The organism is Paraburkholderia sediminicola (assembly GCF_046027355.1).
Lineage (GTDB): Bacteria > Pseudomonadota > Gammaproteobacteria > Burkholderiales > Burkholderiaceae > Paraburkholderia > Paraburkholderia sediminicola_B.
Genome location: NZ_JAQQEK010000001.1, coordinates 118,940 through 133,672 on the forward strand (window position 1 = coordinate 118,940; position 14,733 = coordinate 133,672).

The 14,733-nt window shown below is 58.0% G+C and carries 16 protein-coding genes and 2 pseudogenes; 13 read left to right on the plus strand and 5 right to left on the minus strand.

Features of this window, described 5'->3' with window-relative positions; translation table 11 throughout:
- Nucleotides 1-371 precede the first annotated feature (371 nt).
- The gene (locus PQR42_RS00540) at nt 372-1,454 is read left to right on the plus strand and encodes a porin (RefSeq protein ID WP_408385009.1); all 1,083 of its coding nucleotides are present in this window, start codon (nt 372-374) and stop codon (nt 1,452-1,454) included.
- A 25-nt stretch (nt 1,455-1,479) separates the two neighbouring features.
- Here PQR42_RS00540 and PQR42_RS00545 read toward each other — a convergent pair whose 3' ends face one another.
- The gene (locus PQR42_RS00545; protein ID WP_408385190.1) at nt 1,480-1,824 is read right to left on the minus strand and encodes a hypothetical protein; all 345 of its coding nucleotides are present in this window, start codon (nt 1,822-1,824) and stop codon (nt 1,480-1,482) included.
- Here PQR42_RS00545 and PQR42_RS00550 point away from each other — a divergent pair.
- Nucleotides 1,823-1,981, plus strand: coding sequence for a BON domain-containing protein (locus PQR42_RS00550; RefSeq protein WP_408493558.1), 159 nt, complete (start codon nt 1,823-1,825; stop codon nt 1,979-1,981). The two genes, PQR42_RS00545 and PQR42_RS00550, sit on opposite strands and share 2 nt — an antisense overlap.
- A gap of 59 nt (nt 1,982-2,040) precedes the next feature.
- On the opposite strand, the gene PQR42_RS00555 is transcribed toward PQR42_RS00550, so the two are convergent.
- Nucleotides 2,041-2,343, minus strand: coding sequence for a DUF4148 domain-containing protein (locus tag PQR42_RS00555; RefSeq protein ID WP_408385007.1), 303 nt, complete (start codon nt 2,341-2,343; stop codon nt 2,041-2,043).
- A 604-nt stretch (nt 2,344-2,947) separates the two neighbouring features.
- Here PQR42_RS00555 and PQR42_RS00560 point away from each other — a divergent pair.
- Nucleotides 2,948-4,249, plus strand: coding sequence for an MFS transporter (locus tag PQR42_RS00560; protein ID WP_408385004.1), 1,302 nt, complete (start codon nt 2,948-2,950; stop codon nt 4,247-4,249).
- Nucleotides 4,242-5,303 carry a gentisate 1,2-dioxygenase gene (gene gtdA, locus PQR42_RS00565; protein ID WP_408385002.1) on the plus strand — a complete coding sequence of 354 codons (1,062 nt, stop codon included), beginning with the start codon at nt 4,242-4,244 and terminating at the stop codon, nt 5,301-5,303. Before PQR42_RS00560 ends, gtdA begins: the two co-directional genes overlap by 8 nt.
- A 587-nt stretch (nt 5,304-5,890) precedes the next feature.
- On the opposite strand, the pseudogene PQR42_RS00570 reads toward gtdA, so the two are convergent.
- Nucleotides 5,891-5,989 (minus strand): annotated as a pseudogene (locus PQR42_RS00570) (HU family DNA-binding protein); the annotation flags it as partial.
- A gap of 162 nt (nt 5,990-6,151) precedes the next feature.
- On the opposite strand from PQR42_RS00570, the gene PQR42_RS00575 reads away from it, so the two are divergent.
- Nucleotides 6,152-6,655 carry a hypothetical protein gene (locus tag PQR42_RS00575; protein ID WP_408209786.1) on the plus strand — a complete coding sequence of 168 codons (504 nt, stop codon included), beginning with the start codon at nt 6,152-6,154 and terminating at the stop codon, nt 6,653-6,655.
- 108 nt (nt 6,656-6,763) lie between these two features.
- The gene (locus PQR42_RS00580; RefSeq protein WP_408493559.1) at nt 6,764-7,174 is read left to right on the plus strand and encodes a DUF637 domain-containing protein; all 411 of its coding nucleotides are present in this window, start codon (nt 6,764-6,766) and stop codon (nt 7,172-7,174) included.
- Here PQR42_RS00580 and PQR42_RS00585 read toward each other — a convergent pair.
- Complete coding sequence (locus PQR42_RS00585; RefSeq protein WP_408384999.1) at nt 7,082-8,041, minus strand: GlxA family transcriptional regulator; 960 nt, start codon at nt 8,039-8,041, stop codon at nt 7,082-7,084. The two genes, PQR42_RS00580 and PQR42_RS00585, sit on opposite strands and share 93 nt — an antisense overlap.
- Before the next feature lie 212 nt (nt 8,042-8,253).
- Here PQR42_RS00585 and PQR42_RS00590 point away from each other — a divergent pair, with 212 nt between their 5' ends.
- The 7 genes from PQR42_RS00590 (at nt 8,254) to PQR42_RS00620 (ending at nt 13,563) form a co-directional block, all read left to right on the plus strand.
- Nucleotides 8,254-8,895, plus strand: a complete 642-nt coding sequence (locus PQR42_RS00590; protein WP_408493533.1) for an HD domain-containing protein — start codon at nt 8,254-8,256, stop codon at nt 8,893-8,895.
- 158 nt (nt 8,896-9,053) lie between these two features.
- Nucleotides 9,054-9,836: an alpha/beta fold hydrolase gene (locus PQR42_RS00595; protein WP_408384994.1), complete on the plus strand. Its 783-nt coding sequence runs from the start codon at nt 9,054-9,056 to the stop codon at nt 9,834-9,836.
- Between the two features lie 232 nt (nt 9,837-10,068).
- Nucleotides 10,069-10,242, plus strand: coding sequence for a hypothetical protein (locus PQR42_RS00600; RefSeq protein WP_408384991.1), 174 nt, complete (start codon nt 10,069-10,071; stop codon nt 10,240-10,242).
- A gap of 623 nt (nt 10,243-10,865) precedes the next feature.
- Nucleotides 10,866-11,474, plus strand: coding sequence for a glutathione S-transferase family protein (locus PQR42_RS00605; protein WP_408384989.1), 609 nt, complete (start codon nt 10,866-10,868; stop codon nt 11,472-11,474).
- Nucleotides 11,475-11,623: 149 nt separating this feature from the next.
- Nucleotides 11,624-12,505 carry an NmrA family NAD(P)-binding protein gene (locus tag PQR42_RS00610; protein WP_408384987.1) on the plus strand — a complete coding sequence of 294 codons (882 nt, stop codon included), beginning with the start codon at nt 11,624-11,626 and terminating at the stop codon, nt 12,503-12,505.
- A 51-nt stretch (nt 12,506-12,556) separates the two neighbouring features.
- Entirely contained in the window at nt 12,557-13,015 is a 459-nt protein-coding gene (locus PQR42_RS00615; protein ID WP_408384984.1) for a MarR family winged helix-turn-helix transcriptional regulator, read from the plus strand.
- 146 nt (nt 13,016-13,161) lie between these two features.
- Nucleotides 13,162-13,563 (plus strand): CopD family protein, encoded by a 402-nt coding sequence (locus PQR42_RS00620; protein ID WP_408384982.1) that lies wholly within the window; start codon nt 13,162-13,164, stop codon nt 13,561-13,563.
- 257 nt (nt 13,564-13,820) lie between these two features.
- On the opposite strand, the pseudogene PQR42_RS00625 reads toward PQR42_RS00620, so the two are convergent.
- Nucleotides 13,821-14,553 (minus strand): annotated as a pseudogene (locus PQR42_RS00625) (IS6 family transposase).
- Nucleotides 14,554-14,733 lie beyond the last annotated feature (180 nt).

Genomic DNA, 14,733 nt, shown 5'->3' on the forward strand with positions numbered 1-14,733 from the left:
GTTCTGATCTGAACCATCAGCGAAAAAAATCAGAAGCCCTTAACTACCGGCATCTTTCAGTGTCCAGGAGAATCCGCCTGCATGACAGGTGGCAGGGTATTCCGAAGTCATAAAAAGGGAGCGCAGATAATCCATCTTTTATGTGAACAAAAAATCGACATCTTTATGGGTAGTAATACTAAGTAAAAAATATACCGTTTCATCAATTGATTAACTTGCGACTGGATTCACGTTTTGCTGTTCGCCTTCGTCTGAAAAGCAAGGCTGCCCGTAGCTTCCACGCGACGGAAAGAAAGCCCGCTACGAAAAACACGAATAGGTGGGGATACAGAGAGTTTCGAGATGGCAATTCTAAACGGAGGGGACTTTTGATGAAGAGGCAGATGTTTGCCGGCCTGGTGGCCGGGACGTTTGCGGTTTGTGGGCATGCCGAATCGAGCGTAACGCTCTATGGCATTCTCGATACCGCAATCGAGTTCACCAATCATTGGCCAATTAATCCCGGCCAGCCTGGCACAACCGGCAATCGCTGGTCAATGGCGGACGGAGCTCGTTCGGGTGGTTCACGTTGGGGTTTGACTGGCAATGAGGACCTCGGCGGGGGGCTGAAGGCGGAATTCCAGGTGGAGAGCGGGTTTCTGGTTCCTAACGGCGCTTTGATGCAAGAATTTTTTGGTCGTAGCGCGTGGGTCGGTCTGACATCGCCGAAGGCTGGCACGCTTCGCTTTGGCCGACAGTACACGTCGCTCGTGGATGCACTTTACCCGTCGTCGCCGACGGATCTGTCGGGTACATACGAACCGGTCGTTGCGGAAGTCGGTTCTAATCTTTGGGAGAGCAATGTCGTCAAATACAAAAACGCTTTCGGACCGGTGACGCTGACGGGGCACTATTCCTTTAGCAACCTTGCAGGGCAGTTCTCGAATGGTTCGGGATACGGCGGTGCTGCCTCATTCGATAACGGCACGCTCTCCGTGAGCTTGGGATACGACAACCTTCATCGCTCAGAGGGTATTGGCAGCAACTATGCGCGGTTCGAAAAGGCGGCTATCGGTATCACCTATTCAACCGCCGCGCTCAAGTTCATGGGAGGGTACCGGTATGGAAAGAATGATCCGCTCGCCGGGTACGCCGCACGCGACGATTACTTCTGGGTGGCCACGCGCTACCTGTTTGCGGTCGACAAGATACTGACCCTTGCCTACTACTACGACCGCATTCAGACAGCAACGGGAGCTAATGGCGAGGTGACAAGGCCGGCCAGCCCCCAGCAGGTCATGGCAATCGGCGATTACCTGCTATCGAAGCGCACCGATCTGTACGTGGTAGTGGGTTATTCGCGTCACTCGGCGCTTAACTTCGACTCGTACAACGGCACGTCTGCTGCCTATCGGACCGCGTCTGCTGACAGTAGCCAGACCGGTGTGCAGATTGGCGTGCGGCATTCGTTCTAAGGCTAAAAGACGTCAGACCGGCCGCTTATCGAAAGGCGATCTGCGTCGGGGAAGGTGCTGCTGTGGCGGTGCCTACCTGACAGAAGATACCGCCATTGACTCGCGAGTTGCTGCGTGAATCCAAGCAGGTCTCAAACATCTCTAACATAGTGAAATGCAAAATGAGAGCAATCGTACAGATTGGATTGGTGGTGGCGTTGTCAGTTGCCGTTGCACCGTTGGCGGCATTTGCGCAGGACGGAAATAGCGGTGCGGTGGTCGCGTCGGCGGCTGCGGGCAGCGCACCGAGCGCAAAATCGATCAGGGCCGCTAATCGTAAGCTCGCCAAAAATGTGCGAACTGCAATGGCGAAGGCAAAGGGGATCGACATGACGCAGTTATTCGTCTACGCGAAGGGCGGCGCGATAACGTTGTCTGGTTCTGTGCCGAAGAGTGATCAGGTGGATCGCGCTGGAGAGATCGCGAAGAGTGTGCCTGGAGTCTCTTCAGTCGACAATCGGCTCAGCGTATATGCGATAGAGCGGTAATCGCGAACCGGCCGTTGCTTGGCGTACAACGGCCCTGACTTTGAATGGTCGTGGTCCGTTTATTGTGCGCCTGCCGAAACTCCCGGCTGGCCGGATTGCGATGAACCGCTGGTCGGCGGACCATAGTTACCGGATGTTGCTTGACCGGCGACATTTTGCCGGGCGACACGCGCCTCTGCGGCTTGAAGGTTCGCGGGGTAGTAAGGCCCCGTGGAAGCACCCTTGAATCCAGCGGCCTCGAGTTGGCCGAGTTCTGCCCGCACCTGAGCACGCGTGACAGGTGGCGAAGATTGCTGAGCAAAGGACAGAACCGGAACAGCCAGAACTGAGGCGACGATTAGCGTGTTGAAAAGGGATTTCATGGAGGCAGCCTTGATGGGTTGATTTCGCGCTACAGACGCCCGTGTCCGCAGCCAATGATCGTAGTGTAATAGGGAATACCACTATTTCGCATCATGTTTTGCCAGGAAAGATCGTTGCGGGTTCGACTCAAATTGAACGCCAGATAGGGCAATTCGAATCCTCTGTGTCCAACGGGTCTTAAAGATACTTAGCGTTGCAAAATTAACTTGAAAAATGCACGTTGAACCCGTCTGCCGGGTGATCACTTATCGAGATCATGCAGTCGATTTTTATCGTTGGACAGCGATCACGACGGCGTCGATAGTGAGTAACAACACCAAATCGAGCAGGAGACGAGGATGATCGATGAACTTCCGGCGACGGGCGTAGCCGCTTACGCAAATCACAAGAGCGGGTCCAAATTCGCGAGAGGCTTTGCCGGGCTGCAAAAGCCATCCGCTGTCCATCGGTTGTACCAGTCCTTGATAGCGTTCCTCAAGTGACCAACGCCCGTAATTTCGATCTCGCCGTGACCCCTTTCCCAATCGTGCAGCGAATTTCGAATGCGGCGCTTGCAATGCCGGCGTTCGAACGTGCGATGCCATCCAACCAGAAGGACTTCGAATGAACATCACCCCTCCGCTGGCGCCCTCAACGGTAGTGCCGTCGCACGTTGAGTCGTCAAAAAGCTATGAATGGAAGGCTGTCACTTTGATGGCCCTCGGCATGGGGCTCGTCGGCATAGATCGCTTCCTGATCGTGCCGTTGATGCCAGTACTGATGCGCGATTTGAAGCTCGACTATCAGGACCTTGGGCATATCACGGGAGCATTGGCGCTCGCATGGGGCTTGTCTGCACTGCTGACAGGCAATCTCTCAGACCGGATCGGCTTCAAGAGAGTCATCGTACCGGCGATGATCGGATTTTCGTTGCTGGCCGGTCTTGGCGGACTCGCGACGGGGGTCGGCAGCCTGATTGCCATCCGGGCATTCATGGGGGTAGCTGAGGGTGCCTTCACGCCTGCTAGCATAATTGCAACGATGGATGCGTCGCCACCGAGCCGGCACGGACGCAATGTCGGGATTCAGCAAATGATGCCAGCGCTGCTCGGGCTTGGTCTCACCCCGATCGTGGTGACGCAACTTCTCAAGGTGATGAGTTGGCCTTGGATTTTCCTGCTTGTGGCATTTCCGGGTCTGATCGTGGCGTTCCTCGCGCAACGGGTGTTACGCCGGCCGTCACCGACGGAAATTGCGAAGCACACCATGACACACGATGCTGCCCAGCATCGCTGGTATGAGGTGTTTCGTTATCGCAATGTGCCGCTCGGCATCATTTGCATGCTGTGCTGGCTCGCGTGCCAGATCGTCATTGCCGCGTTGTTTCCCAACTATCTTGTCGACTATCTGCATCTGGATATGCAGCAGATGGGTTTCGTTCTTTCCTCGTTAGGCTTTGGTGGGGCGATCGGGGCTCTCGTGCTGCCGGCGCTTTCAGATCGCGTCGGCCGCAAACCCGTCATGCTGTTTTCCACAGCAGGCGTATTTCTGTCGCTTTGGATTTTCCTGCGGACCGGGGCGTCGCCGGTTCCGTTGTTCATCTGCCTGATGATCGCCATGGGTTGTCTGTATAGCCTGATCACATTGACCGTTGGTCCGGTCGCAGCAGAAGCCGTGCCGGTCCAACTGATGTCCACGGCATCGGGCATGATCATCGGTATTGGCGAAGTCTTTGGTGGTGGCGTGGCACCTGCGTATGCAGGCTATCTGGCCAAGCATTTCGGCATCGAGCATGCGGTGACTATGCCGCTTTGGACAATCTGCGCTGGAGCCATTGCAGTCGCGGCGTTGAAGGAAACAGCTCCTGCGAGGATTTTCAATAAACGCGGGATTGAGACGGAAAAGAACGAGGGAAACGATGCCTGATAACTCTGACAAGGTGCGTGTGCTGGAAACGCCCGAACGTGAGGCTTTTTACGAACGGATCGGTCAGAAGAACCTCGCGCCGCTTTGGACGTCGCTGAATGACCTGATTACGCCCGAGCCGCGGAGCAAATGCGTGCCGGCACACTGGCGTTTCGCAGACGTCCGCGCGGCCATGATGGAGGCGGGTGACATCATTACGGCAAAGGAGGCTGAGCGGCGCGTGCTGGTGCTAGAGAACCCCGGCCTGCGTGGTGAATCGAAGATCACGACCGATTTGTATGCGGGGGTGCAGCTGGTCCTTCCCGGCGAGATCGCGCCCGCACACCGTCATGCGCAAACAGCCCTGCGTTTTGTGATGGAAGGCGGTGGCGCTCATACATCGGTGAATGGCGAACGCACAATGATGAACGAAGGGGATTTCATTATCACGCCGCCGATGGCGTGGCACGATCATGGCAATGAAAGCGACAGGCCGATTTTCTGGCTGGACGGTCTGGACATACCGGTGGTGCAGTTTGTGAACGCGTCGTTTGCCGAACATCTTGGAGAGGACGAGCAATCGATTACGCGCCCCGTCGGCGACAGTGACGTTCGCTACGGAGCCAATCTGCTTCCGGTAGACCATCGTCCTCCCGGCGGAACCTCGCCGATCTTTAACTATCCGTATGTGCGAACACGCGAAGCGCTGGAGCGCATGCGCCGCGCGAACGCCTGGGATCCCTGTCATGGGCTGAAGATGAGATACGTCAACCCAAGCAACGGGAACTATGCGATGGCGACGATGGCGACCTTCACACAGTTGCTGCCCAAGGGGTTTTCGACGGAGGCGTACCGTTCAACCGACGCTACGGTCTTTGTGCCTATCGAAGGGCGGGGTCGCAGTCGGATCGGAAACGAAGTCACCGTGGAGTGGAGCAAGCGAGATATTTTTGTCGTCCCGTCGTGGCATCACGTTCAGCACGAGGCTGACGAGGATAGCGTCTTGTTCTCCTTTTCCGACCGGCCCATACAGGAGGCGCTCTATCTGTTCAAGGAGGAAAGGGGCGCGGCCTGAATCGCCTCCGGTGAAAGTGCGCCGGGTCGTGGCAAATTTGACACTCGCAGATACGTGGAGTCGCGGTCACGGAGCTTATAGCGCTTGTCTTGCGGTTTGGCGTTCAACAATAGCGGGTAGATCAGCTTCATGGAGTTTTCCTCGACGGACAACGACCATGAATTTCACGCGCAATTTACCCGTAAGTCGCTACCGATGTCTGTCGCGACGCCTTGAAGGTCTGGGCCGCTCAGATTAAGGATTTCGAGCGCTGCGAGTCAGTTGTGGGCCACCGGGGGCGCGGTTAATCTGGGGGGCAGCAGGCTCCATTGGCCAGATTCGAAGAGGATCTTCGAGGAACAGTTCGGTATCGCACTGAGTCCCCGTACGAGCTGGTCCCGCTGCACGGTAACAGGCGTCCACTAGTCGCGCGGGGCGCAGGAGAGGACTCGAATGGTTGACATAAGTATGTGAATTAAAATGGAAAAATCTGAATTGTCACGTCGCCCGCCGGCGACCTATTTACTCGCGGCGCGCCAGCCGCGGCCGCGACGTTCTCGCGGTCGGGGGGCGCGGGACAGTCAACGATTGCTGGCGGCCGCTAGCTGTTACTTACCGTTGACGGCATCCTTGAACGCCTTGCCCGCCGTGAACTTGACCGTTTTCGCCGCGGGGATCTGGATTTCGGCGCCGGTCGCTGGATTGCGGCGGCGCTGGCGCCCCGGAACGATAATTTGCCAAGCGCGGGTTTGGCCCCATTGTCAGGCCCATCCGGTCCGCCTCTAAAATCAGCCCTCATCGCCGCGCCTTTCAGGAATTGATGGAACACGGCATGGATCACCCACTTGCAATTCAAGGGAGCCCCAAAAATGAAGTTCCTTGTGCGCTTCTTTACGATCGTCCATGGGCTGATGGCTGTTCTCTTCACCTGCGCGGCGCTGATGTTGATTGCGATTGCTGCTCGCATCGGATCGATTGCATTTGCGAGTCAATGGGACCAGGCAAGCGCGCAATCCATCATTGAAGCTTTGGGGCTGCTGGCTGGGGCCGTTGTCGCCTTGCAGATCGCCGAGACCATCGTAGAGGAAGAGGTCATACGGGAGGCTGACGTGAGCGCGCCGACGCGGGTACGACGTTTCATGTCGCGATTCTTAGTGGTTGTCGTCGTCGCGCTTGCCATCGAAGGGCTCGTGGCAACGTTCAAGGCGCTGCACCAGGATCCATCGCAGCTTCGGTATGCGGCCGGGCTGATTGCTTCGACAGCCTTGCTTCTTGCCTCCTGGGGGCTGTTCGTCCACCTGAATCGGTCCGCGGAAGAGTTAGAGCCGGAGGCCATGGCGGACGCGAAACGCGAAGACAAGAAAGTGCAATAGTCCAGTGCCGAATGTGCTGCCCGAATACGGCATGTCACGCCTCGCTGCGAATGGCCGCTTCAGAGAAATACCACTGTCATTGGCACAGCCATTGGGCAAGGCACGGTCATTGCAAGCCAGGTCGCGGAGGGACTTCAACTCATAGTCGAACGCGGGGTTGTGGCTGCCGGGATTGACTCTGCCGTGTACGGAGGCAGCTTTGGCAACGCATTTAAATACAGCGTGATCAGCGATGCCGGTGCAGTCGGAGCTGGTGCGATCGGGGCGAAGTCGGGAGATACCCAGTCGTGGCTGGCAATAGGGAGCGCGGGCTACGTGCTTGCACATGCCGGTCTTGGATGTGCGATTTCAGCAGCGGAGGGAACGAGCTGCGCAGGCGAAGCGCGCGCGGGTATTGCATCGCCAGTGCAGGATAAGCGGCAAATCTCAACCGTACTGCGTCGGCTCGGCGCTCTTGCTGAAACGCCGAGCGTACTCTGTGGGACTCACCCCGAAGCGGCGTGTAAATGCCTTTCTTAGCACGTCGACGCTGTCGTAACCATTCCGACGACAGATGTCTTGCATCGATCTCTCGCCAAGCGCAAGCGAACGGCAAACGGATTCCAGCCGGACCGTTTCGACGTATCTTGCGGGTGTGGTCTGCAATTCTCGTTGAAACATGCGTATCAACGTTCTGACGCTCGTTGAAACTCTGGCTACCATGACCTCGACTGTGAGGTCCATATGCAGATGCTCACCGATCCAGAGGCATAACTCGCTCAGACCTGAGTTGTACGCGCGCTGTGACTGAAGTGCGAAGCTGAACTGCGCCTGTCCGCCCGGACGACGTAAAAACAGAACCAGATTCTTCGCAATTTCCAGGGCGAAGTCACTTCCCAGATCTTCGCTGACCAGCGAGAGCGCGAGGTCGATTCCAGACGATATACCGGCCGACGTGTACACGTTGCCGTCTTTCACCCAGATAGGCGTCGGGTCGACCTGTACCTTGGGATAGCGCTCCGCCAGGCGCCGTGCCACGCCCCAATGCGTCGTCGCCCTGCGCCCGTCCAGTAGGCCTGCGGCAGCGAGGGCGAACGCGCCAACACATATTGAGCACACGCGACGCACTGTCTGTGAGCGGGTCCGGATCCACTCTATGGCTGCCTGATCGATCTGTTCGAACGTCCTGGAGCCCATAGTCACAAGCAAAGTATCGATCGGCTTGTTCGCATGACGCTCCTGCTCGAGCGTGCTATGTCCTTTGAGGCCAATACCTGTTTCGCTGTCCAGGTGCACATCATCAGCTGAGCAAACCAGCTCGAGCACGTACGGGGCAGTTCCACTACCGTCCAGTTGATTCGCCCACGCGAAGACTTCCGCTGCGCCGATGACGTCGAGCGCGTCCACCGGTGGCAGACCCAATATGACAACGCGCTTCTGTCTTGGGTCTGCAGGCGGGGCGACCGGTTTCGTCCGTTTTCTCATTGAAAGAGGATCTGCGTATGCGGGCATAGGGAGAACGATTGTGGCAGAAATCGTCCGCGATCTGTCATTTGAGCTATCGACGAACCGCCTACACTGGATCGCTCTGTAAGTTCGCATGACCCGGAGGGTAGGCAATGCGTGAAACTGTGATTGTGGGGGGAGTGAGTGCTCCAGACTCGGAGATCGCTGCCAAAGCGGCTTCTCTCGTCGAGCGCGTCCATTCCGGAGCGATGATGCATCACGTGCATCGGACATGGTGGTTCGCCGAATTCCTGGGCAGGAAGCGAGGTCTTAAATACGATCGGGAAGTGGTGTATCTCGCATCGCTGCTTCACGACCTTGGCCTTACGGATGAATTTTCTGCCGACCAACGCTTTGAGGTGGATGGTGCCGACGCGGCCAGCCACCTTTTGCTGGCCCACGACTACCCGGAAGTGAAAACGCAGCTCGTGTGGGATGCCATCGCGCTTCACTCCGCTGGCGGCCTCGCCGACCGCAAGCAGCCAGAAATCGCGCTGGTCTATATGGGCGCCCATCTCGACGTCTTCGGATTGTTTCTGGACGAAGTCACGCCCTCACTGATCGATGACACGCTCGCGCTGTATCCCCGAGTTGGATTTAAAGCGGCGTTTACCGAAGCGCTGGCTGAAGTCGCCAGAAAAAAACCCCATACGACCGTCGGCACCGGAATCGCCGATATCGGCCGTCGCCACGTACACGGTTTCGATATTCCGAACGTGTGCGACCTGATCAATGATGCACCGTTTGAAAGCTGAGGTAGCGCACCGCTAGCGCGCACTCCGCCAGGGCAGCCGCGCATGTTGCGCGCGATGCTGGTTTCGGCGCTTCTCTCCCGCTTGCGAAACGACTTGCACCGGCAATTCGCACGGCGCCCTCCGGCACCGAAAGTGAGCTACATATCAGGAAAACCGAAATGCATGTCAAAACTCGAGGAACGCAAATTTCTGTAGACGAGCGCGGGGACGGCGAACCAGCGCTTCTGTTTCTGCACTACTACGGCGGGTCAAGCCGAACCTGGGACGGCGTGATCCGTGACCTGGCGGGCCAGTATCGGTCGGTAGCCATGGATCACCGCGGCTGGGGTGATTCGGACGCGCCCGAGCAGGGTTATGGCATCGGCGATCTCGCAAACGACGTGCGGGACGTAATTGAAGCACTGAATCTTGAGCGATATGTCGTCGTCGGTCACTCAATGAGCGGAAAGGTCGCTCAGCTATTCGCGTCGCGTCGGCCGTCGGGCCTCCAGGGTGTCGTCCTCGTGGCTCCATCGCCTCCGTCGCCGATGAACTTTTCCGCTGACCAGCGAGCCGAGATGGCCAAAGTCTACGACACTCGGGAGTCGATTACCTGGGCGCTTGACAACGTACTCACCGCGAACAGGTTGTCACCGGAGCTTCGCGAACAGGTTATCGTCGACAGTCTGCGCGGCGCACCGCAGGCCAAAATTGCATGGCCACTTGGCGGAATGGTCGAAGACATTACCGCTGACGTCTTGTCCATCAATGTACCCGTCGTAGTCATTGCTGGGGAACTTGATCAGGTGGACCTGCCAGAGACATTGCGCGGCGAGCTATTGCCGCGAATCCTGGGCTCCCAAATGCATGTGCTGCCCGGTACGGGGCACCTGTCACCTCTCGAGAATCCAGCTGCGGTTGCAGCAGTAATTCGCCAATTCGTGCAGCAACTGAAGACATAACTTCGAGACCCCTCCCCCGAACGACGGTGTCCCGCAAAATTGACCGTCGCCTGCCGGCCGAGGGGTTCATCGCGCTAATCGGCGGGCCGTTTGCCGCCGAGGCGTGCAGCACGAATTGGCAGCCAGACGCGCGATAGAGAACGCTTCCTCAATCGCGGTAAGACTGGCCGAGCGGACCGGGTATTCGCTTTGTGCCGTGTCATTGCTAACTGTTCTTGAGCAGGAGGTAGAGATGCGTTTCTTCCCTAAGGTTGTCGCTGCTCGCAAGATTGATCCCGACAGGCGCGCGAGTGCGGTGGACTTCGTCAACCGGGTCAACTGGCTGTTCGAGACATGGGATCTCGAAGAGATGGTTCATTCCTTTGCGGCGGATGCAAAGGTCATACATTTCAAAGGTGAAGGTTAGCGGTGAATCCAATATCCGCCACTTCCTCACTGAGATCTATCCCTATCTGCTTCCGGGAATCAGTCGTTGCGGCTCGGGCCGCATTGTCGATGAAGAGGAAACGGACTCGTTGCAGTCCGATATCACAACCTTCTTGTGCGCTATGCCGTACCGGAAGACGCTTCGAAGATGAGCGACGGCGAACTGACCGAGAGTGACTACCTACCGATGATCTGGATGTATTCGCCAATGCTTGACCGGCTTCGCGAGACCGATAACGGTTGGCGGATCGCGGAGCGCTACATAGGCGGCTCAACGACGAATCGCCGCCTGACGCCGCCAGACATCTCCGCCGCTGCGATACGACCTTTCCTCCCTGGTGCTTAAAGAACACCGGTGTCTGGCTGCTCGGGCAGGCCAACATCTCGGCGGCCCGGAGTGAAGGCCTGCCATAGTTCGCACGGCGCCTCCGTCTGTGTGCGTCCATAGACCTGAAGCAGCCCTCTCGCCAGTGCGCTCTTTGCGTGGGCCGTTGCAGACAGGTTTGCGCGCTCCTCTCGTGGCGGTAGTCCACGGCATCGCATGATGTTCGAAGGGCGCGCGTGAATCAGGGCCTGTCCTGAAGGTTAAGGAGAGATGCGCTCATGGCAATCCGTCTTTACGGAGCACAAACAGGCAACAGCCGAAGGGCGGCCATCGCCCTGGAAGAGGCTGGCATTTCGTATTCCGCCAGCCGCGTGGATTTGAGAGCCGGGGAGCACAAGACTGCTGCGTTTCGGGCGCTTAATCCGCGTGGCCTTGTCCCGGTCATGGTCGAAGAAGGCGAGGCAGGGATAGACCTCGTCGTTACCCAATCGAACGCGATCATGTTCTATGCGGCGAGTCGATCGCGGGAGAGGCTAACGCCCGATCCGGGCCAGGAGGCAGTCTTGTTTTCCGATCGCCTGTTCTATTTCATCACCGAAGTGATTGCGCCAAACGGCAGTGCTTTCGCGCTGAGGCAACAAGGCAACGAACCGGGCGCTCAATTTCTTGCTGGTCGTTCCATCGAGGCGCTCGTTCAGGCCGAACGATTCCTGATCGACGCCCCATATATCGCCGGCGATAGCTTTACGCTCGCAGACATCGCTGCCTATACGAGTGCCTTTGCTGTGAGGCAGGACCTCGATTGGTCCGAGCTCCCTCTGCTTCGCGCCTGGTACGCAAGGATCAGTGCGAGGCCCGGCGTCGTTCGCGGCATGGCAGCTTTTTAGCGCGGCGTTCATCCAGACCCCGCGAGAGGCGAGGTGTTTCGCTCAAGGCAAACAGAAGCCATCCGCAAAAAAAACTTGCATGTACGAGCATATGCTCCTATATTTCCTGACACGAGCATATGCTCTTAACCATTCAGAGGATCAAAGTCATGAACGAATCGACCATTCTTGTAAGCGGCGCAACCGGCCGTACCGGCGGTGCAGCCATCGACGAACTGCTGCAGATGGGCAAGCGCGTCCGCGCGTATGTGCGCTCGGACGACGAGCGGGCGGCGGCTCTGCGCGCACGCGGTGTCGACATCGCCGTCGGGGATTTCACCGACATTGACGCTATCCGCGCAGCGATGGAAGGCGTCAGCTCCGCCTACTTCCTGTACCCGATCGCACCGGGGATTCTCGGGGCCGCGGCCTATTTCGCACAGGCCGCGAAGGAGGCCGGCGTCGCTGCGATCGTCAACATGTCGCAGATTTCAGCGCGGCGCGAGTCGACCAGCCATGCGGCGCAGGACCACTGGATTTCCGAGCAGGTCTTCGACTGGTCCGGTGTGCCTACCACGCATCTGCGCCCCACATTCTTTGCCGATTGGCTTGTCTACCCGCATTTTGCAAAGCAAATCTGGGCCAGAAAGAAGATCGATTTTCCGTTCGAAAACGGTCGCCACGCTCCGATCAGCTCGGACGACCAGGGCAGGGTCATCGCTCACATTCTGGCGAATCCGGCAGACCATGGCGGCAAGACTTACACTCTCCACGGCCCGGTCGAGATGAATCACACGGAAATCGCTGCGGCCATGAGTGAGGTGCTCGGCGTGACGATCGAATACGCCCCGACTTCGATCGACGATTTCAAGCAACAGATGGAGCAGGTGTACAAGTTCCCTCCGTTCGTTGTGCAGCACCTCGTCGAAGTCGCGCAGCACTATCGCGAAGGGGTGTTCCAGGGTACTAACGATGCCGTTGAGAAAATCACCGGGACGCCGGCGCTTTCTGTCCCGGCGTTCATCGAGAAGTATCGGGGCGCTTTTGCCTGACGAACGCGCGAGGCGTCCGGGCAATTTAACCAACGTTGAGGAGGACACGAGATGCTGCCGGAAGACCAACCCATCGGGGTCGATCAATGCAACTGCTTTACGGTGAGGAAGGCCGCCCGTCAGATATCGCGTCTTTACGACGCGTATCTCCAGCCGTCCGGCCTTCGCATCACGCAGTTTCTCATCCTGGCGACCCTGAATGAACAGCAGAGCGCCTCGGTTAATGCTCTCGCCGAACGGCTCGACATCGAGCGGACTGCGATGGGAAAGATGATCGGTTTTCTGGAGCGCGATGGTTTTGTGAAGATGCGACCGTCTCCCACGGACGGTCGCATCCGTATCATCGAACTCACCGCCGAGGGCGCGAATCTTTTTGAGCGGGCGGCGCCGCTGTGGCTCGAAGCGCAGCATCAGTTCAGCATCATGAATGGGCCAAAAAATGTGGCCGTGCTGCGCCGGAGCCTTTCGCACATGAAGGTCGACAGTGGGGCGACGTCTTCCGCCGAATGATCGCCTGTCTATTTCGTCGACCGTGCAGTTCACACCGGCCGTACCTCGTGGCAGCGCTTGGAAGTCGTCCGGCTGACCGTTGCTGCGATCGTCCCCTTCGGGGGCTTCCTGAATGTGGCGTGGCTCGCACGCAAACGGACTGCTCGATGATTTATCTGTCAATCAAGGCACTGCATGTTGCGTCAGTAATAACATTTGTCGCTGGGCTTCTTGTCCTTTCGATTTGTGCGGCGGCGAACAACCTCGTGATTCTTCGGGTGATGCGCCGTTGGGACCGCCGGGTGACGACGCCAGCGCTGGCACTGGTGTGGATTACCGGCCCGACGATCGCGCTGATGGGGCACTGGTTTGGCGCCGCGTGGCTGACCGCGAAGCTGCCTTTGGTCGTGTTCCTGTCGGCGTTGCATGGCATGCTCGCAGGTTTTTCGAGGCGGGCAGAGCGCGACGACGCGGTGCGCGAATCGTCCGCGTTGAGGTTTGCGGCACCGGCCGTGATCGTCATCGTTGTGGCGATTGTTTTTCTCGCAGTCCTGAAGTTCTCGCGGTGAGACGCCCTGCTGACTGCTATAGATGCGCCGCTGCGGTAGTCGTTGCTTGTGCGCGATGGGAATATACCGACACCTGCGGGCGTAGCAGTCCTTCGGCACATCCAGGCTCTCACGCTGATGGAAGCAGACATCCTCCATCAAATCAAGCCAGATACCAATGGACGAACGAAGATCGCCGTCGCGGTTAACGCAGACTCGCTGGCGACGTGCTTTGAACCCCTTGCCTGTGGGATCGCCAAGGATGGACGGAGCTTTCCCTAGAGGCAGGACGGATTTCGGGTAAGCTCGGTGAAACGATGCCACGCATCAAAACGTTGAGTGAGTTGTTTGCGGTAGAGAGACGCGCGCAGCAAATGTCGCTTGAGCGCGAAGTGCTGCCGGATCGGTCCGAAGTTCGCGAGAAACGCCTGGGTGCGCTTGGGGTCGCGAAACCCGCGAAAGCGCCTCTCACGTTCACGCGTAGGCTGACGGCTATTTTCGGCCCGATTGTTCACGTGGGCTGCAGCCTTTGATGAACACGTGTTTGACATTTGCCAGCTCCGGGATCCGGGACTTCGCGGCCGGATAGCTGCGCAGCTGGTTGGTGACAATCTTGCGCGGCGTCGGGCACGAACGAAGCACGCGCTTGAAGAATCGTTCGGCTGCGGACGTGTCGCGCCGCTTCTGCAGCAGGATATCGAGTTCGGCGCCGTGCTCGTCTACGGCTCGCCACAGCACATAAGGTTCACCGCGCAGCATCACGAACAACTCATCGAGATGCCTGGTACTGCCCGGTTTGCCCCGGGCTGCCTTGACGCGATGCGCGAACCCTGTGCCAAATTTATCGCACCAGCGGCGCACGGATTCGTAACTCACCACGATGCCACGCTCGAACAGCAACTCTTCAATGTCGCGCAAGCTCAACTGAAATCGAAAGTACCAACGAACGGCACAACTGATCACCACCGCCGGAAAGCGATGGCCGTGATAGAGCAATCGCGGATCGGGAATTATTCATTCCCCGACTCTACGCGACCACCTTGGCAACGTGACAAAGCCTACAAGAGCCATCCGCGCTGTCAGAAGCCGTTCGGTGAAGACGTGCTGCTGCTCGCGGATGCTGGTTGAACCTGACGTGAGCGGCCGCCAATGCCGGTCTGGAACAGCTTTCGACCACCGCCACGGCACGTC